Annotated in this window: 20 protein-coding genes; 3 read left to right on the forward strand and 17 right to left on the reverse strand. The window is 46.5% G+C overall.

Annotated elements, in window-relative coordinates; genetic code table 11:
* Positions 1-7: 7 nt before the first annotated feature.
* From yhbY to spoVAC, 10 genes are all read right to left on the reverse strand, one after another.
* A complete protein-coding gene (gene yhbY, locus MLD56_RS17190) occupies positions 8-304 on the reverse strand; it encodes a ribosome assembly RNA-binding protein YhbY (RefSeq protein WP_013311197.1) in 297 nt (98 codons plus the stop codon).
* A 68-nt stretch (positions 305-372) separates the two neighbouring features.
* Positions 373-1242 (reverse strand): shikimate dehydrogenase, encoded by an 870-nt coding sequence (gene aroE / locus MLD56_RS17195; protein ID WP_029515378.1) that lies wholly within the window; start codon positions 1240-1242, stop codon positions 373-375.
* 110 nt (positions 1243-1352) lie between these two features.
* Positions 1353-2480, reverse strand: a complete 1128-nt coding sequence (gene yqeH, locus MLD56_RS17200) for a ribosome biogenesis GTPase YqeH (protein WP_069010449.1) — start codon at positions 2478-2480, stop codon at positions 1353-1355.
* Positions 2473-3003: a YqeG family HAD IIIA-type phosphatase gene (locus MLD56_RS17205; protein WP_013311200.1), complete on the reverse strand. Its 531-nt coding sequence runs from the start codon at positions 3001-3003 to the stop codon at positions 2473-2475. The genes yqeH and MLD56_RS17205 overlap by 8 nt, the downstream gene beginning before the upstream one ends.
* A 108-nt stretch (positions 3004-3111) precedes the next feature.
* The gene (locus MLD56_RS17210; protein WP_029515380.1) at positions 3112-5322 is read right to left on the reverse strand and encodes a transglutaminase TgpA family protein; all 2211 of its coding nucleotides are present in this window, start codon (positions 5320-5322) and stop codon (positions 3112-3114) included.
* Positions 5319-6566 carry a DUF58 domain-containing protein gene (locus MLD56_RS17215; RefSeq protein ID WP_029515381.1) on the reverse strand — a complete coding sequence of 416 codons (1248 nt, stop codon included), beginning with the start codon at positions 6564-6566 and terminating at the stop codon, positions 5319-5321. The genes MLD56_RS17210 and MLD56_RS17215 overlap by 4 nt, the downstream gene beginning before the upstream one ends.
* Before the next feature lie 3 nt (positions 6567-6569).
* The gene (locus tag MLD56_RS17220) at positions 6570-7529 is read right to left on the reverse strand and encodes an AAA family ATPase (protein ID WP_029515382.1); all 960 of its coding nucleotides are present in this window, start codon (positions 7527-7529) and stop codon (positions 6570-6572) included.
* Positions 7530-7744: 215 nt separating this feature from the next.
* Complete coding sequence (gene spoVAE, locus MLD56_RS17225) at positions 7745-8101, reverse strand: stage V sporulation protein AE (RefSeq protein ID WP_013311204.1); 357 nt, start codon at positions 8099-8101, stop codon at positions 7745-7747.
* A complete protein-coding gene (gene spoVAD, locus MLD56_RS17230; protein ID WP_029515383.1) occupies positions 8098-9120 on the reverse strand; it encodes a stage V sporulation protein AD in 1023 nt (340 codons plus the stop codon). Before spoVAD ends, spoVAE begins: the two co-directional genes overlap by 4 nt.
* On the reverse strand, positions 9117-9623 hold the full coding sequence (spoVAC, locus tag MLD56_RS17235; protein WP_029515384.1) for a stage V sporulation protein AC: 507 nt from the start codon (positions 9621-9623) through the stop codon (positions 9117-9119). Before spoVAC ends, spoVAD begins: the two co-directional genes overlap by 4 nt.
* 185 nt (positions 9624-9808) lie before the next feature.
* On the opposite strand from spoVAC, the gene MLD56_RS17240 reads away from it, so the two are divergent.
* Positions 9809-10888 (forward strand): M42 family metallopeptidase, encoded by a 1080-nt coding sequence (locus MLD56_RS17240; protein WP_029515385.1) that lies wholly within the window; start codon positions 9809-9811, stop codon positions 10886-10888.
* Between the two features lie 98 nt (positions 10889-10986).
* Here MLD56_RS17240 and MLD56_RS17245 read toward each other — a convergent pair whose 3' ends face one another.
* The gene (locus MLD56_RS17245) at positions 10987-11703 is read right to left on the reverse strand and encodes a metal-dependent hydrolase (protein WP_209949476.1); all 717 of its coding nucleotides are present in this window, start codon (positions 11701-11703) and stop codon (positions 10987-10989) included.
* Positions 11704-12182: 479 nt separating this feature from the next.
* On the opposite strand from MLD56_RS17245, the gene MLD56_RS17250 reads away from it, so the two are divergent.
* Complete coding sequence (locus tag MLD56_RS17250) at positions 12183-12896, forward strand: expansin ExlX (RefSeq protein WP_029515387.1); 714 nt, start codon at positions 12183-12185, stop codon at positions 12894-12896.
* Positions 12897-13158: 262 nt separating this feature from the next.
* On the opposite strand, the gene map is transcribed toward MLD56_RS17250, so the two are convergent.
* Positions 13159-13905, reverse strand: a complete 747-nt coding sequence (gene map / locus MLD56_RS17255) for a type I methionyl aminopeptidase (RefSeq protein WP_029515388.1) — start codon at positions 13903-13905, stop codon at positions 13159-13161.
* A gap of 26 nt (positions 13906-13931) precedes the next feature.
* Entirely contained in the window at positions 13932-14651 is a 720-nt protein-coding gene (locus tag MLD56_RS17260; RefSeq protein WP_241113378.1) for a TetR/AcrR family transcriptional regulator, read from the reverse strand.
* 266 nt (positions 14652-14917) lie between these two features.
* Here MLD56_RS17260 and MLD56_RS17265 point away from each other — a divergent pair, with 266 nt between their 5' ends.
* Positions 14918-17179 carry a helix-turn-helix domain-containing protein gene (locus tag MLD56_RS17265; protein WP_069010441.1) on the forward strand — a complete coding sequence of 754 codons (2262 nt, stop codon included), beginning with the start codon at positions 14918-14920 and terminating at the stop codon, positions 17177-17179.
* A 76-nt stretch (positions 17180-17255) separates the two neighbouring features.
* Here MLD56_RS17265 and MLD56_RS17270 read toward each other — a convergent pair whose 3' ends face one another.
* From MLD56_RS17270 to MLD56_RS17285, 4 genes are all read right to left on the reverse strand, one after another.
* On the reverse strand, positions 17256-18797 hold the full coding sequence (locus MLD56_RS17270; protein WP_029515391.1) for an extracellular solute-binding protein: 1542 nt from the start codon (positions 18795-18797) through the stop codon (positions 17256-17258).
* A gap of 111 nt (positions 18798-18908) precedes the next feature.
* Complete coding sequence (locus MLD56_RS17275) at positions 18909-19802, reverse strand: carbohydrate ABC transporter permease (RefSeq protein ID WP_029515392.1); 894 nt, start codon at positions 19800-19802, stop codon at positions 18909-18911.
* 18 nt (positions 19803-19820) lie between these two features.
* Entirely contained in the window at positions 19821-20816 is a 996-nt protein-coding gene (locus MLD56_RS17280) for an ABC transporter permease (RefSeq protein WP_029515393.1), read from the reverse strand.
* Between the two features lie 207 nt (positions 20817-21023).
* On the reverse strand, positions 21024-22214 hold the full coding sequence (locus tag MLD56_RS17285; protein ID WP_029515394.1) for a copper amine oxidase N-terminal domain-containing protein: 1191 nt from the start codon (positions 22212-22214) through the stop codon (positions 21024-21026).
* Between the last annotated feature and the right edge of the window lie 13 nt (positions 22215-22227).

Consider the following 22227-nt stretch of genomic DNA (forward strand, 5'->3'; position numbering starts at 1 on the left):
CCGCATGTTATCCTCTAGGCAACTCAATTTCCTTATGGTCACGGGATTCTTTGTACAAAATAATAGTGCTCCCGATGATCTGTACAAGCTCAGAACCTGTCTCCGCGGCCAGTTCTTCCGCAATTTCATGCTTGTCGTCCAAACAGTTGTTCAAAATTTGTACTTTCATCAGCTCACGCTTTTCAATCGCATCGTTGATGTGACGCATAAGATGCTCATTCGTACCGTTTTTGCCTACTTGAAAAACCGGGTCCAAATGATGCGCCATTGAGCGCAGATATCTTTTTTGTTTACCTGTTAACATGTATATTTAACCCCTTCGTCGCCACATATGCAATGCAGCATTTCCATAATTTTAATGTACCCTCTTACTTACGACAGGCTACTCAGCACAGCCGCTCTCATTTGCTCTACAGCAGGGACAACCCCTGTAAAATACTCAAAAGCCACAGCCCCCTGGTACACGAACATGCCCAAGCCCCCATGTACAGTGCAGCCGCGCTGTTCACGGCTTTCCTGTAAAAGTCTCGTTTCCAACGGGTTGTAGATCAAATCACTCACAATGATTCCCTCCGGAATCAAGCTCGTTTCCAGTGGAAGTTCATCCGATAAAGGAGACATTCCCACCGAGGTTGTGTTAATCAAAACATTCACTGTGGCGAGCACGCTCTTGGCATCCTCGTTGGAATAACCCCTCACTGGGATCGCTTCCGTCGTCCACTCTAATGCCAGTTGCTCAGCTTTGTCACGTGTTCGGTTCAAAATAATGACCGATTCCGGCTGCTCCTCCAACAGAGCATGAATCACGCCACGAGCAGCCCCTCCGGCTCCAAGCACAGCAATTCTTGCTCCCTTCAACTCAACAGAAGTCTCTTCTTTGAGGGAACGTACGTAGCCAATTCCGTCCGTGTTATACCCCTTAAGCCGTCCATTATCATTTACTATCGTATTGACAGCGCCAATGAGTCTGGCACCTTCATCAATCTCATCCAGATATTTCATAACCTCGACTTTATGGGGAATCGTCACATTGACTCCGCGGAAATGCAAAGCGCGAATCCCCTTCATGGCATCTTCCAGCTGATCCGGTTTTACATGAAGAGGTACAAAATCTCCTTCAATCGCCGCTGCCTGCAAAGCTATTTTATGCATAAGAGGCGATTTGGAGTGCTTGATTGGATCACCCAATACGCCCAATAGTACAAGACCTTGTTCAGTCGCTTCAGACTCCCCGCTGTTCATCGTCGCTCTCCCCCATATTGCAAAATATTAGGCCGCACAAATACATGAATGGCGGCAGGAACCAGTACAGTACCTGTTCCTTGCCGCCCTATAACATGGTTACAGCAACGTTATATCAACGCAGGCCGCAAAAGCACACGGACTCCCCGAGGAGCATGAATCGCAACCAGAGCTCCGTTCTCGCTATTTACCCTGATCCATCCCAAGCCGGAAATATAGATGTCCGATGGAGACTTGCGTGGCACGCGGAACTCATGTCTTGTCCATTCCGGCATCTCTGCCAATTGATCGCGTGTTGGCGGAGATAACAATTCCCCGGCATGATCAGCGAACAACTGATCAGCTCGCTCCAGCTTCGTGCGATGTATCTTAAGACCACCGTTAATGTAGCAGGTAAAAGATTGGTGCTGACCGTCGACAAAATCAAATCGGGCCATACCGCCGAAAAACAATGTTTGTCCGGCATCAAGCTGATACGCAGCAGGCTTCAGCGGCTTGTCCGGCATAATAGCGCTCAAGTCCTGACGGGAGACGATCTCACTGAATCGCCAAGGGTATACAATACCCGGAGTATCAATAATGTGCTTGCCGTCGTCGAGCGGAATATTCACCATATCGAGTGTAGTTCCCGGGTAACGGGACGTTGTGAGCTCCTGCTCCATGTCGCTATAATCACGAATCAAACGGTTAATGAGCGTGGATTTACCCACATTTGTCGCTCCAACCACATATACATCGCGGTTACCACGGAGCTCAGATACCACATCCAAAAGACGGTCAAAGCCCTGATTTTTTTTAGCTGAGCACAGTACGATTTCTTCCGTGCGAAGCCCTTGCTCCTTCGCTTGCTTTTGTACCCAGTTACGTATCTTGTTCCAATTCGTTACCTTAGGCAGCAAATCGGTCTTGTTTACAGCCAGTATAACCGGATTAGAGCCTACAAAGCGTTGCAGACCGGAAATCAAGCTGCCTTCAAAATCAAAAATATCTACAATGTGGATAACGAGTGCATCCTTGTCGCCAATCTGGCTGAGCAGCTTCAAAAACTCATCTTGATCCACCGTCACTGAAGACGTCTCATTATAGTTTTTGATTCGGAAACAACGCTGACAGATGACAGGTTCGCGAGTAAGCAATTTTTCAGGAATAAATCCCGGAAGCTCCGGGCTAGTGGTCTGCACGGTTATACCGCAACCACTACATTTGACGGCAGTGCCGCCGTCAGGTCTTTCAGTCATTCTTCTTTTCCTCCTCAAGCCATAAGCCTTTCTTACGTAACCTTGTGAGCGCGATTCGCTCCAACCGCCGATTAAATCGAGTCATGACTCCTTCATCATGAATGGATATCGGTAGCACCAACACCGTATGCAACCCCAGTCGGTTACCTCCCAATACGTCCGTCAACATTTGGTCTCCGACCATAATAGTTTCTTCCGGAGTCAGCCCCATCATACGGATGGCTCTACGAAAAGACGAGTTGGAGGGCTTCCGTGCGGCATGTATAAATTCAATGTCCAAAGGCGTAGCAAACACGGATACACGGTCCATATTGTTGTTAGACACGATGACAAGCTTAAAACCCGCCTGTTTGACCTTCTCAAACCAGGCCACCAGCTCGGGAGTTGCATTCGGCGCTTTTGCGCCGACCAGCGTGTTATCCAGATCCGTAATAATGCCGCGATATCCTTGAGCATATAAGCCTTCCAGATCAATATCAAAGACGGTATTCACCCGTAATTTGGGCATCAGCATTTCAAACAACGTCGGTCACCTCAGTTTCATACGACAAACTATACCATATTACTATGGCTTAGTAAAAAGCTATCCGCAACAAACGGACAGCTTTTTCACTAAATATATAGCTAAAGATTAAAATAGACGTTTTATCCAGCCTTCTTTGTGTAACAGAGAGGCTTGCTTGCGAACCATATGCCAATCTTCTGCGGTTACGGATGAGGGACTATAACGCGCCTGTTCAAATCGTCCAAGCAGCTGATGTAAAATTGAAGCCTGTTCCGGTACTTCTAGCGACCATCTATCAACTGATTCCCTCAGTGTTTCGTGACTGGCGCGGACAAATCCCCTTCTTCGCATGTACCTTAACCAGTGCTCAGTTTCGACGACCACCTTTTCATCCGGAGTCAACGGCTTACCTCTGCGTAAACGCAGCAGGTAAAAGTGAAGGTCTGCCCGATTACGCCAGACGACATAAGCAGCCCACAACAGCAGAATTGCAGCAGCAGAACCTATAATTACAGGATGAATCTTTGAAGCTTCCTCCGGATTAGTCTGCGGGGTCTGCTCAGGCTGTTCCGGTTCAGACTGATCTTTAACCTCTGGGGCTTCTGGAGTCTTTGAATCCTCCTGTTCCGTAAGCAGCGGCATATCAAAGCCAGGCGTTGCTTCTACAGGAACCCAACCGTATTCACCTAAATATACTTCCGCCCAGGAATGAGCATCCGCATTTGTCACGGAGTAAGAGGACATATTTTCGTCACCTTCACCCGTTGTTGCATCATCTGAAAACGTCTGCTGACCAGGTGCATACCCTTTAACCCAACGGGCCGGAACCCCAACGGAGCGAGCCATCATGACTAATGAGGTGGAATAATAATCGCAATAGCCCTCCCGAATCTCAAACAGAAAGGCATCCACAAAATCTCTGCTTCTTTTCCGTGAGAGATCCGGATTGTTCGTATATGCATAATTTTGCTGCAAATACTGCTGTAGTAATCCGACTTTTTCATATGGCGTTTTCGCCGTTGACGTTACGTTCTGAGCCAAATCACGAACCCGCTGTGGCAACTCATCTGGAATTTGTAGATAGGCTTCCTGTTTGTTTTTTCCGTACAACTCATTAAAAGTTTTTGTGCGTAGCTCTTTCTCAGGGATCACAGGGACATGCGATACCAGAGTATACGTTTTAGGATAAGCAGTTCTTCGGGAGGATGGATTCCAAAGCAGTTCCGCCTGTTCCGGCTTCCAACGTAACCCGTCTGCCCGTGAATCTCTGTCCACCGATTGAACACGCTGCACCGAATAAGCGCCAAATAGAACAGGATAGCTTTGGTCGTTTTGCATCGTAATGGTCTGAACGACCTGCTCAGTCGAATGCCGCGTTTCTTGTGTGTTTTCAAGCTCTGCGGTCATTGGAACATCATTTAACGTTTGATCATCGTTGCCCTTGTCACTCCAGCCTGTACCGGAATAGGTTCGTTTCGTTTCCCCCCGCCAATAGCTTCGTTGAGTGGTCGTGATGGTCATGACAGGAGAATAGTCAAAATTAAAACCTCCCCCCAACCGATTATCCTGGCGACTATAACCCGATGCAGTGTTCATCCGCTGATCCAGTGCCCCAGATCCATTGTTGATCCCGGCGGTAGTTGAGCTATTTCTCTGGGTCCACGCTGTATAGGGATCCGTCAAAGCGGGCTGTACCTCGGGCATATTGACACCAGCCATAATAATGAGCGCAAAAATGACCGCAATATTGGCTGCTATTTTATATGGATAGCGCCGAATATGCTTCCATCCTTGAGGATAATGCTGCCGAAAATACTGCAGATGCTGTGTCACCAGCCAACCCATACCAGCAAAGACGATCCAAGCAACCTCCTCCCACAGCACAGTTGGCGTGAAGGAATCAAGTACTGCCAGCGCGGCAATGTTAATACCCACAAAAACAAGAATCCGCTGCTTCGTTGTAACGATGAGCGGCACCATTTCAATAACTAGCCAAGCAATGAGGGAAAACCAAATATAAGGTGACATATTGGAAATAAACTGGTCCAGGCGATTGGCTACCCCTCCGAAGGGGATAATGATTGAATAAGACACCAATGTCCGATACAAAATAAAAAACAGCGCCGCCGCCTTAACAATAAATTCAATCCAGGGACGAACTGGTAGTACAATCTTCACCAGAGCCAGCATTGTAATGGTCATTAGTACGAGTGCTCTTGTCTCTTCCAACCATAATTCGGAAGCAAAAGAAACCCATTGCATGGCAATAATAATAATCCATAAAAATGTAAAAGCGGGGACCCAGGAACCCTTTAACGATTGTAACCAGCTCTTCATAGTGTCCCTCCCCCCATTACAGCCGGGAGCTCTTCAAGGCTCTCAACATCGTAGCCCTTAATTCCCCTTGCACGAAGCATGCTCATCCATTCTTCAACTTCTCCCTCAGCAGAACCTTCTCCGATATAAACGTGGCACGGAGTCATCCCCCGGGTATCGGCCCAGCGAAGAAGCTCCATCGCCTGATAATCCTTCAGCGGACTAATCAGTATAAAATAACAGCCTTGCGGAAACTGGCGCACACTGCTTTCTACAGCGGATTTCAAACTACCTTGTGAAGTGGTGTGTATGTCTACCAAGTGATGCATCATTCGTTGTCGTTCCATTGTCTGCTCACTTGGTTGAAAGACGGTGCCTTTCTCTCCAGCTGTGCACAATCCAACCCCCATTCGCTCCCGTCCACCATATTCCAGCAATGAAGCGGTAGAGGATACAGCTAGCTCAAACTGTTCGGCGTTCACATAATGCTTCATGTGTACGTCCAGCACAAGCATCGTTTTAGGAACGGTCTCATGCTCAAATTCCTTGGATTTCCAGCTACCTGTACGCGCCGTCGCATTCCAGTGGATGCGCGAAAACCGATCTCCATATACATAATCCCGTACACCGTTAATTTGTGTCGTTTCACGCCGCGTACGAGTTTGAACGGTCTGCGGTCCAGACATCCTTGAGCGACGGTCATTCATCTGCCAATACGGAATGAATACCGTTCGGGGCAGAACCCGAAATTCACCGCGTGCGTTCAAGCTGCCTTTGTGCTCCAACAGACCGAAGATGTCCTCACTCACACATTCCGTTTCCTCAAAGTGATAGCTTCCTCGCTCTAAAGCGGGAGTCTGAAATGTAAGCTTACCGCCCCCTTTTAGATTGGGAATGACACTATCCTCAAACGACCAGGACTCACCTGTATGTCGCTTAAGGACCTCACGGACAATGACATAGGGTAACGGAAGAAATCCAGGAATGCTGAGGCTCAGCTTTACATGCACCTGATCTCCTGCATGCAGCAGTTCTCCAAAATCCGAGCCTTGCGAAAGCTGCCGGGAGCCTTGCACACGGCGAACTCCGCTCAGACCAACGATCCATAAATAAACGATTAACAGCGTAACCATAGACAACAGCATGACCGACGTCTTGCCGCCCTGAAACAACAAATATAGCAGGCACACCACCCATATGACCATCAGAAGCCAGATGCGGCCTGACAGCCGGGGAAGCCTGCGCTTCCTTTTGACCATATTCATTACCTAAGGACGCTCCATTCGTACGGGTACATGTACCTGCCGAAGGACAGCCTCCAGCACGGACTGGGCATTGGAACTATCCAGGCGCGCCTCGGGACGCAGCAACAAACGATGCGCTAGCACATAAGGTGCCAGCGCCTTCACATCATCAGGCAGCACATAGTCACGGTTGTCCAGAAAAGCGTATGCCTTCGCAGCCATTACAAAAGCAAGCGCCGCCCGAGGGCTAGCTCCCAGCAGCACAGATGGATGTTCTCTTGTCGCACGTACGATATCAAGTAAATAGGACGTCACTGCTTTGTCCATATAAATCCCTCTAATTTCCTGCTGGATGTCAGCAATCTGCTCCATATGAGCTACAGCCTCCAGACGATCTGCTGGCTGGCCTGCCTGATGATGGAGCAGCATGTTTCGCTCCGTCTCCATATCAGGATAACCCAAGCTGATTTTGAGCATAAAACGATCTAACTGTGCTTCCGGCAGCATATAAGTGCCTTCAAAATCAATCGGGTTTTGTGTCGCACACAACATAAAAGGATGAGGCAACATATGAGTGTCCCCATCCACCGTCACACTGCGTTCCTCCATAACCTCCAGCAGAGCTGACTGGGTTTTCGTCGTCGCTCGGTTAATTTCATCCGCCAGCAAAATATTAGTCATCACAGGACCCGGACGGAAATAAAAACGCTCGTCCCGTGGATGAAATATGGATACCCCTGTAATATCACTCGGGAGAATATCAGGATTACATTGAACACGGCGGTAATCACCGCGCATGGATTTGGCAAGAGCCTTGATCATTTGCGTTTTTCCCGTACCCGGAACATCCTCGATCAGAATGTGTCCACCCGCCAGCATAGCCGTAAGCAGTAATTTTATTTCAAAGGATTTACCTAATATACATGATTCCAGATTAGAACGGATTGCAGATACAATCTGCACAGATTCTTGACGTACGGACATAGCTCTGTAAACCTCCTAGATAGCAACCTGTTTCCTATTATTGTACATGAAGGTAGGCACAGAGTACACTTAACCCCCTGCCCATATTATTCAAACTCCATCCTTCTTTCGATCTCTCATGTGCAGAACAATTAAAAACCCTTCGGTCATTAGATCCGAAGGGCACATGTATACAATTATTTATCTTACGATGTCAAATCTAAAGTACGCTGCTTTTATATGCTTCCTTTTGGACGAACAAACAAGCATGCCAGAAAAGAGAAAATAATCGCAGAGGAAATCCCTGCACTTGTCAGACTAAAAATCCCTGTAATGACACCCAACCATCCGTCCTTCTCCAATTCGGTTAATGCGCCGTGTACAAGTGAGTTACCAAAACTGGTAATTGGAATGGTCGCACCCGCCCCTGCAAATTTAATAAGCGGATCGTATATCCCAACAGCATCAGCAATTGCACCTGCAACTACCAACGTACTCATCGTATGTGCCGGCGTCATTTTGAACACATCCATCATCAATTGGCCCACGACACAAATGGCACCACCCACTAAAAAAGCCCATAGAAATATCATACTGTTCCTCCCGCCTCAAAAGCTACAGCATGTGCAACACAAGGAATGCTCTCACCCTGCTGTGTAGTCAAAGGAGATAATAACGCTCCAGTCGCCACCACCAGTACCTTTTGTAGCTCTCCTTTTTCGATCCGCTTCAACAAATGCCCGTAGGTTACAACAGCCGAGCAGCCACAACCACTGCCTCCTGAAATGACTTTCTTTTGCTTATTAATGTCGTAAATCAGTAAACCGCAATCATTAAATTCCGTCTGATTCATATCAAACCCATCTTTTTTGAGCAACTCCTTGGCAATCGGCAGCCCCACAGAGGCTAAATCGCCCGTTACAATGAGGTCATAGTAACTAGGGTCACGGCCAGTATCTCGAAAATGAGACAACAGCGTATCCGCAGCCGCGGGAGCCATGGCTCCACCCATATTAAAGGGGTCTTTAATGCCCATGTCCATTACACGTCCAATGGTAGCACAATCCACCACCGTCCCTGACTTGGCATGGCCCACTATTGCGGCGCCGGAACCGGTAACAGTATACTGAGCCGTAGGAGGCTTCTGCGATCCGTATTCATTAGGATAGCGGAATTGTTTTTCCACAGTACAATTATGGCTAGTCGTACCCGCCATCACGTAGTCACCGGCCTCTGAGTCCACAATAAGTGCGGCTAAGGCTAAGCTTTCCATGGATGTTGAGCATGCTCCAAAAACACCCAAATAGGGAATGGCCAGCTTGCTAGCCGAGAAGGAGCTACTGACAATCTGATTCATCAGATCACCACTAATAAAAAACTGCACTTCTTCTTTGTTCAAATTGGCATTAATTAGCGCCAGCTCTGTAGAGTGCTCAATCAATCTACGTTCCGCTTTTTCCCACGTTTTCTCGTTGATTTCTATATTGTCATAAATATAATCAAAATCTGTGGACAACGGCCCCTCTCCTTCATCCGGGCCCACAACAGTGGCACTTCCAATGATGCGTGGTCTCGATTCAAACTTCCAGGTTTGTCCTCCCTGTCTTCTCATAAGTGATTGCCTCCTACACCAAGGATGGCATATATAACGCCTATGATAAATGCAGCCACCACCCCGAATACGACAACCGAGCCTGCCAGTTTGAACATATTCGCGCCCACTCCGAGCACCAGCCCCTCAGAACGATATTCCAATGCAGCCGAACACATGGAGTTAGCAAAGCCTGTAATTGGCACAGCGGTTCCCGCTCCCGCCCATTGGGCAACCTTATCGTAAACCCCGATACAGGTTAATATGACCGCCAGCAAGATCATCATAGATGAGGTCGGCGGGGCGGCCTCCTTGGCTGATATGTGCATCCCTGCCATAAAAGCCTCCTGAATCGCCTGTCCAATCACACAGATCCCGCCTCCAACCAGAAAAGCGCGCACACAATTGGCAAATACTTTTCTCGAGGGCTCATGCTTTTGTGAAATATTCTGATAGTCCTTCTCATTTATGGACAGCGGCGACGTATTGGTACGAAAACCGCGCTGCCCGGATTTAGCTGGCATCATTCACCACCCCTTATCTGTAAGTTTTCGCGCTTAGCGGTTCGAATTGCTTGGGTCTTTTTCATTATGAGCTTTTTGGAGAAATGTTATGTCAGGAAAATGATATCGTGGACATTCCGTACAAATCCATTCATACTAAATACATGACGACCACTGGTTAATTAATAAGGAGTGAGGTATACATCATGGAATCAAAAACATTGGAATTGTTTAAAACCTTAACGGAGTTTCCTTCCATTCCTGGGCATGAGCGAGAGTTACGGGCATGGGTTAAGGAACGGATATCCGGCTATACCGATGAAATCGTGCAAGATCGATTGGGCAGTCTTTTTGGGGTGCTACGCGGTCAAGAGAGTGGACCACGTGTAATGGTGGCAGGCCATCTGGATGAAGTAGGTTTTATCGTGAATGGTATTACGGAAAATGGAATGATTCGTTTTCAGCCGGTTGGAGGCTGGTGGAGCCAAGCCATCATGTCACAACGTCTTCAAGTATTGACTCCAAAAGGCCCAGTTATCGGTGTAGTTGGCTCTGTCTCGCCTCATTTGCTGGATGAATCGCAACGCAGTAAACCTATGGACATCAAGCATATGTATCTGGATATTGGCGTAGACAGCAGACAGGAAGCTCAGGATCTGGGGATCGTACCAGGAACAGCCATAGCGCCAATCTGTGATTTTACACCACTGGCAAATCCTAAAAAAATCATGGCTAAAGCGTGGGATAACCGCTACGGTGTAGGCTTGGCTATTGAACTGCTTGAAGCGTTACATAAAGAAAAAGACAAGCTTCCCAATACATTGTATGCGGGGGCCACTGTTCAAGAGGAAGTGGGACTGCGTGGTGCACGCACAGCGGCCAATCTGATTCAGCCCGATATTTTCTTTGCACTGGATTGCAGTGCAGCCAATGATATGGGCGGTGACCCGAATGCTTACGGACACCTCGGTAAAGGCGCACTGCTGCGGGTATTTGATCCGGGTATGATTACACACCGCGGGATTGTGGAATACGTGCAAGACATGGCGGAAACTCACAAAATCAAGTATCAATATTTCATCTCCACAGGGGGAACCGATGCAGGCCAAGTGCACTTGAGCGGAATTGGCGTGCCATCCACCGTCATAGGCATCTGTGGACGATACATCCATACTTCCTCGTCTATTATTCACACTGATGATTATGATGCAGCCAAAGAGCTGATCATCAAGCTGGTTCAAAACCTGGATCGTACAACGCTGAATACCATTATTGAACGAGCTTAAGGTGTAATAGAGAATCGCTATCTATAAAAAACAGTCAAGACACGTACAACGTGCATTGACTGTTTTTTTAATTTAATAGAAACAAAAGATAGAACATTTCAAATCAAATGCTTATAACGAAGCAAAGCAATCACTACAAGTACAGCAGTTAGAGCAATGCAGACGTTTTCTACCTTAGCTCCCTTCCGGGTTCCGGTACTCATCAATTTAAATCGCAGCTTCCATTTGAACGGCGGCAAAGGTTTAATTCCATTATTCGTCAAGGAATCTGCCAGTAAATGCAGCAAGTACGCCATACCTCCAGCCAGCCATATGCTGTCACCGTGCAAACGTGTTGTACCATAAAGCAGCGCAGTCCATGCGACTGTCCCGTATACCGTATGAGTTAACCCCCGGTGTGGGACTAGCGTACAAATGATCAGCAGACACCCAGCGATATAATTCCACGGTGCATATGATTCTCCATACCAGGCGAGGCCGATACCAATTAGAAAGATAATAACCTTGCGCATGGATCGTGAAGGCATAAAAGAAGCACTAATCATCAGCAAAGCCAGAACAAGATTCCATGGCGGCGGAGCCAAACGGGTGAAAAATACCCAACCAGCAGCCCCAATCATTAGAAGCTGTACGAATCTAAGCATTTTGGTTGGCAGCGCACGGCTCACGAGCATGGAGTTAGGCTCGTCAATATCCGGCAACAGTGAACCGACCACAGCAGCTGCCACGGCAGCCGGGGTCACTTCGTATCCACTTAGAGCTAATACCGACAGGGAGACCCCGGTTCCAATAATCAAATGGGCTCTTCCCATCATGGTGCAAAACATCCTTTCGTTGCAGCATACAACAGAGTTCAACATCACTCCATTTGAATCAGCATGATTCGATTGTATACGACAAACAAAAGGAGAACAATAGTTCGCTTATTCTATTTAAAAGACTTCATTCAAAAGTCCTAGTTTAATCGCTCTAAAGTATTTTACTGGCGGTGCATAGAAGACATTCGTCCTTATTATTAACCCCCTCCTCTGTCCTTACTCTCCAGTCAGCCCTGTCCTGTGTTATAAAGGATACATCTTCCTGAACTTATCGGCTGCCCTGCAAACTTTCTGCGAAAAAGAGCACTGTTCAACCATATTCAAAAAAACAAGACATATGGCCTATGAGTAAGTTGACAAACATCTTCAATATTTTCTTTTTGCCTTAAAGTCCTATTGTACAATTTGAAATATTAGGTAATATAGTGTTTATATTTACTATATGAATCTATTAAATGAATAAGGAGGAAATGATTATGCAAAAAAAATCGACGTTCCGAAAGTTCAAAACCCTCGGTCTGACATCGTTGTTAAGTCTTGTATTATTCGCCCTTCCCGCTTCAGCTGCTTGGAATGATACATACACAGGCTACGCCACATATACGGGATCAGGTTACTCTGGAGGGGCATTACTACTTGATCCCATCCCTTCGGATGCCAAAATCACAGCGCTTAACCGCACACAACTGAATTATAACGGAATCAAAGCTGCATTAGCCGGAGCCTATTTGGAAGTTCAAGGTCCCAAAGGGAAAACAACCGTATATGTAACTGATCTTTACCCCGAAGGTCCAAGTGGCGCACTCGATCTGTCCCCGAACGCGTTCAACCTGATTGGCAATCAATTAGACGGAAAAATTAATATTTCGTGGAAAGTTGTCAAAGCTCCTGTTAGCGGCAATGTCTCCTACCGTATCAAAGAAGGCAGCAGCCAATGGTGGGCAGCCATTCAAGTACGCAATCATAAATATCCGGTCTTGAAGATGGAAGTCCAACAAAACGGACAATGGCTCAATCTCGAAAAACAGGATTACAACCACTTTTTGGGTACCAACTTAGGAAAACAGCCTCTGAAAATAAGGATTACGGACATTCGTGGTGCCGTGCTCAACGATACCATCCCAGCTCTAGCGGAAAGTGGCACAGGCCAAGCCTATATCGTTAAAGGTAACGTTCAATTTCCAGACTGATGAAGTACTGCCTCTCTTTGCTTACGTTATTTCAGGATCGATCCCCTAGGCTAATGGGAGTGTTTTACTTCTAGGCCATTTTCCCCGGGGAAACGGTTTTCCGTAAATCGGTAAAAGTTTCAAACCAGGCAAAAAAAGCGCTGATCCAGGTAGGCCCAGCGCTTTTTCGTGGTTTCGGATTACGAACTTTCGTCAGGCCAAACAGGCCGGGTTGGCGACTTATTTCCTGAAATGACGCATTCCCGTCCGTTCGCCTTTATTCTTACTGGGCCGTTAAAATCAGCGGTCCGTCCGGCGTGACTGCGATCGTATGCTCATATTGCGCTGACAACTTGCCGTCGGCCGTCCTCGCCGTCCACTGATCGTCGTCGATCGTGATACGAAACGTACCTTCGTTGACCATCGGTTCAATCGTAAACACCATGCCTTCCTTTAACCGAATGCCTTTGCCGGCTACGCCGATATGCTCGTAGCTCGGCTCCTCATGCAGGCTCCGTCCGATCCCGTGGGCCAGCAGATCGCGTACGAGCGAAAACCCGTTCGCTTCCGCATGCTGTTGAATCGCCGACGTTATGTCGCCGAGCCGGCCCCCAGGGAGGGCCCGGGCGATCCCCAGATCCAAGCATTCCTTTGTCACCTTCATTAATTTTTGCGCCTCCGGCCGGATATTGCCCACCGCATAGCACCAGCACGAATCGCCGAACCATCCGCCGTATTCCACGACGATGTCGAGCTTCAGCAAGTCGCCGTCCATAAGCATCTGGTTCGAAGGAATGCCGTGAGCCACCACATCATTGACCGAAATGCAGGTTTCGGCGGGGAAACCGTTGTACCCTTTCGTAAACTGCTTGCCGCCCAGCTTGGTGATGTGTCTGGCAACAAAGTCATTGATTTCCCGGGTGGTGATCCCAGGCTCGATCAGTTTGGCCACCTCGCGGTAGCAGTCCGCAACGATTTGGCTCGCCGGCTTCATCTCTTCGATTTCCCTAGGTGATTTTAAAATAATCATCTTTGTTTGTTCGCTCCTTATCCATTCTATAATTTTAAAAGTCGGACGATATCCCTGGCCTCCTCGTGCAGCTTTCCGCGGCGAAGCGAAAGCGCGGCGCAACCGACCAAAGCGGCCAGCAGCATTTCCGCGCGTTGTAGCCGATACGACGGCTCCGTCGCGTTTTCGCCGGAAGCGGTAGACCCGCCCGCCACACACCCGGTTTCCAGCAGCGCGGCAAACGGCGCGAGCACCTCCCGGAGAAAGGCGGCCGAGAGCGGGGCCGAGCGCGCTTCAGGTAGCGAGGCAAAGCCCTCACCGGCCAGCTTATTCAGCAGGTACAGGGCGTGGTCCTCCGCCCAAAGCTGCAGCAGCCGGACGCTGGCAGCGGCAACGGGGCCAAGCTCTGCGACAGCCAAGTTCCCAGTGTCCGCCGCATCAGCCAAGCCAAAATGCCCGCCCGCCGGCGCCTCCCCCGAAGCCGAAACGTGCGGGACCTCCGGCGGAACCTTCAGCGGAGCCTCTAACGAGGCCTCCAGCCATCCCCCGGCCCGCTCCAACGCATCCCATAGCAGATCGTAGAGCAAATTGCCCTTATTGCTGTAATAGTGGTATACCGTGCCATAGCCGAGTCCTGCCTGCGCAGCCACATCGCGGATTTCCAGTAAAGGCCCTTTATTCAAAAATACATCGGCAGCGGATTTCCGGATTTGCTCCAGACGCCGCAGTCGAATCTCTTCGTTTTGTTCCTTCGTGCGTGGACTCATCTCGTCCGTTCACCTCTTTTATTTTTGACCTACTATTATGTCAATATAAAACATTGGCATGCAAATAACAAGAGATTAGCTGAAGGATTTCCGGCTCAACCTAGAAATCGGTACTTGACCAACGGGTTAGCTGCTTAACGAAAAATCATTATTTTTCACAAAGAATCGGTTTGTTCACTGTCCTGTTCACAAGATCACACGTATAATGAATACATAAATAGGGTGTACTTTACAGCTACGTGCACACAGACAGGAGGCCTGTTCAAATGAGCAATTTCAAAAAGCATCATAAGCTTCACAGCAAATTGCTGGTCAGCATTACGTTATGTATTACGCTAACGTTGCTGGTATCCACCACTGTGTATTATTTTTACTATATTCGTGTGGAAAAGGAGCAGGCATTCGAGGCCAATCACAACAGCTTGACGTTGAGAAGCAGAGAGGTTATTAACATGACATCTATCGCTCAATCGTTGGCATTCCAAATGTATCGCAGCAGTACCCTATCCAAGTTGTTGTATTATCCCAAACCTAATGTATATGATGTAACCGCCGCCATGACCGAATTGAACAATTATCTTAACTCCATGCCGTATATCGAATCCATCTACGTGTTTAACCCTAAAAGCGGCACCTTCTACATTGCGTCTTCACAAGGTCAAAACGGGTTATTTAGCAAACATGAACTGGCTGATACAGATATCATTCGCGTACTGGATCATTATCAGGACTATAAACCCTTTACGCCTATTCCACGCACGTATCCGCTGCTGACTGCCTCAGACTCCAGAGCTGGAGTAGAGCAAGCAAGCCCAGATATCGCAGCCTATACGTATTTATGTTATGACGCAATTAACTCGAACGAAGCGATAAATTCGGCTGTGATTGTGAATGTGTCGGCGGCCTGGATGAACAAGGAAATGGCGGCGAATCCAATCTCAGGCGGGACCGCTTATATTTTAGACGATCAGGGCAGGCTGTTGTCTGGTACAACATTGACAGACGAAACTTTGAACGAAAAAGAGCAGCTATGGTTGCATACGAGAGTCAAAAAACAAGAAACAGGCTATTTTGTAGAAGACTTTCATGGTAAAAGATCACTCATTTCCTACACCTCCCCGGACGGACTAGGTTGGCAGTATATTAGTGTCACACCATATGAAAGCGTTATCAAAATGGCGAGTGTTATTCGTAATGCGATGTTACTGATAGCCGCCATCATTGCATTGGCAGGATTCGTGGCTTCGTGGCTGCTGTCCAAAATGCTGTATACGCCTATTGGCCAAATCGTTGTGCATATGAATTCACTGGAATCGGAGAAACGAAACAGTATGTACACGATCCGGCAAAACATTTTAAGAAATGTGATTCGGGGAATTCAAAATATCCCTGCCAGTGAAGAACCGGAACGATTGCGCGAGCTTGGGATTACGTTCCAGTTCGACAAAGACTACCGCCTTGTGCTGCTACGCATAGATGAATATACCCGATGGCAAAGCGAACGTGGACCTGATCTGCTACCCTATAAGTTTGCAATTATGAACATTGCTTCTGAAATATGCGGACAGACGTACCGGGTGGAGACTGTTGATATGGATGAGGACAGTGTACTGCTGATGCTTAACATTCTCGATCCCGCAGAACATACAGACACTGTACTACTAGAAACTTTATTACGCCAAATACGCGAAGCTTGCTTTGAATATTTGAAGCTGAGCGTTTCACTGACTTACAGTGCCATCACGAGTCAACCAGAACGGCTACATTTGCTGTACCGCCAGGTACAAGACGCATCTATGCACCGATTTTTTCAGGGACATGGCTGCATTATTAATGCGCAAAACACTACAGACGAAGATATCCAAAATACTTACGTATATCCAGCCGATAAAGAGAAAAAAATGCTGGATATGCTACTGTCTGGTCATACGGAGGATGCACACAGTATGATCAAAGAATTATTGATGCATATGGAAAAATATCCGTTTTCCTCTATTCGAGAGGCGATATCCCGGCTCATCATGAGTGTGAATAATGCTGTTCGGCATATCAGTGAGCTCAATGGATTTGCTATAGAATCTAAACCTGAATTACCATCCGCAGATCGGTTAGAGACCGCTGAAAACCTTATTGATCATTATCAATTGGTCTTTGATCATATTCGCTCCAGTCTATCGGAAAAACGAAACACGAAACAGGAACGTTTGGTGCGACAAATTAATGAACGAATGGAGCAGGCCTATACGGATCCCAATTTTTGTCTCAATCAGATTGCGGAAGAGCTGGATATGTCGCCGATCTATGTCAGCAGGCTATATAAGCAACAGACCATGTCTACTATCGTGGACGTCATCCAACAACTCCGTATTCGCAAGGCCTGTGAGTTACTGGAACAGACCGACTGGTCCGTGGCTGACGTAGCAGAACAAACCGGATTTGCAAGCAGCTCTTATTTCCATCGCATGTTCAAACGTAGCTTGGGCGTAACACCGACAGATTTTCGCCGTTCTAGAGCAAATGCGCAATAAGTAAACTGACATCAAGAAAGCAAGCCTCCAACTTTCTGGAGACTTGCTTTTCTTCTTTATCACAATTCTTTAGGTTTTATTTAATCCCCTTCTCCTTTACATAAGCTTCCCATTGTTTTGTATATTCGGTTTGAATTTTCTCCAAACCAGCTTGGTTTGCCTTTTGCAAGAAGGTCTGCAAGCCTTGATCTACATTGTCGATCAGTCCAGCTTGGAGTGGATACAGATATTGCTTCTCAACCTGTTCTAGAGCTGCTTTTTCTGCTTGGTAGGTTGTGTAGTCCTCTGCAAAGCCGGTAAACAGGTCAGGCTTCTGAATTTTATCCAGCTCAGCAAAAATCTTTTTCACACGGTCAAAGCCTGAATCAAACAGCATATATTCCGGGTTACGCCAAGCCCAACTGTTCATACCTTCGCGTGAAAATCCATTAGAACTGCCGCTACCTATCATATGGTAGTAACCATCTTTGACTTCGTAGTTTTTGCCTTCAATACCATATTGCGTGAGCAAGTTATAGCGTTTGTCCGTCACAAGCTTTTCATAAAAAGCTAATGCGCGCGCCGGATTTGGGCTGCTTTTTGGAATTGCAAAGCCGTTATGAATCGGATGCACTGGAGTTGCATAACCTGTCGTCAAAGGGAATGGGTAATACTCGAGCTTCCAGTCCGGGTGAGATGCTTTGAGCTTAATGACCATATCATTAAACCGGGTTGGATTGTCACCGAAAATACTCGCTGCTTTACCAGAAGTCACTTGATCCTGAAGCGTATCTTTTACGTTTAATACATTTTTGGGAATGAATCCTTTATCGGCCCAGCGTTTGTAAGTATTCAGCTCTTCTTTTTGCTCATCCGAGCCCCAAAATTTATAAACCTCTGTTGGTTTTTCATATTTAATACCAATGCCATAAGGCAAGGCACCTATACTCTTCGTTACTAATTCGGTATATCGGTCATGTAGATTTCCCTTGATATCGCTGTTCAGAGATACGGTTTTCATATTTGGTTCATGCTGACGTATCCCATCCATATAAGCCTCGTAACTTTTGATATCTGTCGGTTTAGGCAAATTGTACTTCTCTCGTAAATCCTCACGCCATACAAAGCCGTTAGTGACATACTCTTTATACGTGCCAGGCACGGTATAAATTTTGCCTCCGATTTTAACTCCATCCCACATGTCCTGAGGCACAAATTTTTGCAGGGCAGGTGCGGCCTTAGGCAGCAGATCGTCTAGCGGCAGGAATGCGCCCTTCTTGGCATAGGCCTGATACTGCGTCCAATCTGCAGTGAATATCAGGTCGATAGGCTGACCCGAAGACAATAACAGCTTATATTTTTGATCCCAGTCTGTCCACGTCGTATAGTTAAATTTGACGGTGGCATTCAGATCTTTTTCCGCCAACTTATTAATCTCTGCCTCAATGGTAGACAGATCCTTAGGAGCATCACCCAGCATATAAAATTGCAGCTGCACTTTTTGGGATTTATCATCCTCTCCATTTGCTTTTTGTGCGCTGTTTCCGCTACCGCCTCCACATCCGGCTAATAGCGCCATGATGACCATTACTGCAATCAGGATGGACATGCGTTGTTTTCTTTTCTTTGTGAATGTCATGTGAATCCTCCCTTTGAAATGGTAGTCTGTTTAAATAAAACGCTTACAAAAAGTGCTGCTTTGATGGCATACCGTCAGCACGTTATGCCATCTCAGCCCGTTAGTGTCGCTTCAGCCTTTTACCGCGCCAATGGTCAGCCCCTTGACAAAGTAACGCTGAATGAACGGGTACAGCAGCAAAATGGGTCCAGTAACCACGATCGCCATTGCCATTTTCGTCGATTCTGTCGGCATATCACTGGAAAGGGATACGCCAGTACCTGCACCCATTTGAGCGATAAATTGCATGGAGTTAATTACATTATACAGATAATATTGCAACTGGTATTTATGCGGATCGTTAATAAAGAGTGAGGATGAGAACCAGTCATTCCAGTAAGCCAAGGCCAGAAACAGCCCCACAGTGGCAATACCCGGTGTGGATAAAGGCAGTACAATTCGATAGTAAATTTTAAAATCACCTGCACCATCTATTTTAGCGGACTCGAACAGCTCTTCCGGCATGGAAGAACGAATGAAGTTTTTCATTAAAATGATCAGAAACGGAGTCATCAATCCCGGAAAAATAAGCACTGTATACGTATCAAGCAATCCTAAATACTTCGTCAGCATAATGTACCAAGGTACCAACCCGCCCCCGAACAGCGTCGTAAAGTAAATATAGAAGGAAAACGCATTGCGGTATTTAAAATCTTTGCGTGCCAGCACATATCCTGCCATCGTCATCAGGAACAGGCCCAACGTCGTACCTACAACCGTGGTAAAAATCGTCACCCCGTACGCCCTTAACACCTCTTCAGGAAAGGTGAACACCGTCCGGTAACCTTCCAGTGAGAATTGCTGTGGTATAAAGTGATATCCATCCCTGATAATCGATTCATTACTGGTCAGTGAAGCCGAAATAATAAGTAGGAACGGGAGTAAACAAGCAATGGAAGCCATAATGATAATCACATAAGAGATAATTTTAAAAATTCGAGTGTATACATCCTCTTTGATCGCCATCCGTTTGGGTCCTCCTTTCTAGAATAAGGCATACTCGTCGTTCAACTTACGGATGATATAGTTCACGGTCATGATCAGTACAAAGCCGAACAATGATTGGTATACGCCTGCCGCCGAAGCCATACCCACATCAAAAGTCACTTTCAGCGATCGGTACACATAAGTGTCCAAAATATCCGTCGTATTGTACAGCACCCCATTGTTGCCGATTAACTGATAGAAAAGATCAAATTGTCCTTTCATAATACTACCAAGCGCAAACAACAGCAGCACAACGAATGTCGATTTAAGCATAGGAACGGTAATGTACCAGATTCGTTGAAAAATGTTGGCTCCATCCATTTTAGCTGCCTCATAATATTCGTCACTGATACCTGTAATCGCTGCTAGATAGATCACCATACTGTAGCCAAGATTTTTCCATAAATAGAACAGGATAATCAGGAAAATCCATACCCATGGTTTGTTGTATACATCCACGCGTTCACCACCAAGTTGCAGCAGCAGCGTATTCAGAAAACCATTATCATAATTAAATATGTTATACACGATGACACTTAGAATAACGAAAGAAACAAAATAAGGCAGGAACATCACAGATTGAGCGATCTTTTTAAAGTAGCGGCCTCGCAGCTCATTTAGTAAAATAGCGAGAACAATCGCTAACACGTTACCAAGTAAAATAAACGCTGCGTTGTATCCGACCGTATTCAATGTCAGTTTTGTCAGCGTGCCGGATTGCCATAAAAAGCGAAAATTTTGGAGTCCGACGAACTTGGCATCAAACAGACTGGTATTAAAGTCGAACTGGGTAAATGCATAATAAATACCCACCATAGGAATGTAGGAATTAATGAAGAAAAAAATTAAAGTGGGCAACAACATCAGAAATAATACTCGATTGCGGAACAGTTCATAGAAAAAACCGTGTTTTCTACCCGTTCCCAGCCTCTTACCGTTCAGGCGGGAATCCGCTGTAAGCATTGCAGAATTTTTGGGCATAGGCTGATTCAATGTGAGTCACTCCCCCTCTGTATACGTTGCCGACAGCAAGGTTTGTAGCACTGCCGCCGTATAACTATATTTTATGTAAGCGCATTCAAAATAAAAAGTGAAGCCTCTCATGCTTCATGAACAAAGGAGTGACCTGAGGAGTGAACAATTCGGATATTTGTGAAGTTTTATGTAATATGAGGCGTCTGATCGACGCCTTAAACCCATTCACAAAGCATATTTGAACGTTTGAGGCCGTCCTTTACTATCATGTAGCTCGAAGCGCAGTTCACCGTCATTTTTGTTCTGACCGATAAACTTAATACCATCTTCCCTGAATCCGTTCAGTTGCTCAGGAGCTAATTGAAGCAACTCATACACCAACAATGACTGGTGGGTTTTAAGATTAATTAATATTAAAAAGCCCTCATCATTCGATCTGGCAAGAATAAACCCCTCGCCCATGCCTTCCACCGCAAAGCTGTCCTTCAAACGACCGGAAAGCTTCCCCATATTCCATATTTCTTTTACAGAACCATTAGCGCCAATCAGGCGAACGGTCTGTCCATCGTTCATGACTGCTTTACCATTATAAAGCTTGATATTGTTGGCATTAAAATTCCAATAATGAGCCTTTGCCTGACGAAGTACCTTGCCTTTCTGGACGAACAGCGTATAAAAATCGTCATTAATCATGGGCTCGCCATACGCTTGCCATACCGTAACCAAATCTGCATCCTCCGTAACCTTGGTTGATATGATTTTCGTCATGCCAAAATAATCTTCTTTCAATTTAATATTTGTTGGACTAAGCGCACGGATACGGCCGCCATCCTCTTTATGGTACAATACTCCGCTGCTTGCATCCAGCAAATAGCCCTTGCTTTCCTCCGATTCCCCAACCAACTGAGGATAGCTTATGCTAGCCATTCGTTCGTTTTTCTTCCATTCGAGCTTGCCTCCGACCACATCACTGATAAATGCCAGAGGAACATAAAGCGTTCCACGAATGCTACTGGCTGAAACGTCGTAAGTAACCTTCCTGTTATGTACAAAACCTATATTGGAGTTAGCCTTTATTCGACCGGAACCCAGACTGGCTATACCATTGGTAAGTGTAAGCGTCTGTGTTTTGGGGTCATAATCCGTGGCTATTCCTGGCAGAGCAGCATCTGTAATAGGAATCATGACCTGTCCCTTGTTTATGAATGACTCTCCTTTGGGAAACGACATCATATTTCCGTTAAAATAAACACGGACACTTGCAGTTCTCTGACCTTGCTTTATAGATGCAGAAGTTCCCGCTGCCTGAGCAAACTCTCCATCGTTCAGTCCGATTGCCACACTTGCCAATAAAACAAATGCAACTATTATCCGCTTGGCAGACTTATACCGTTTGACATTTTGAAGCTGGATCATGCTTGACCCCCTC

Source organism: Paenibacillus peoriae (genome assembly GCF_022531965.1).
Lineage (GTDB): Bacteria > Bacillota > Bacilli > Paenibacillales > Paenibacillaceae > Paenibacillus > Paenibacillus polymyxa_D.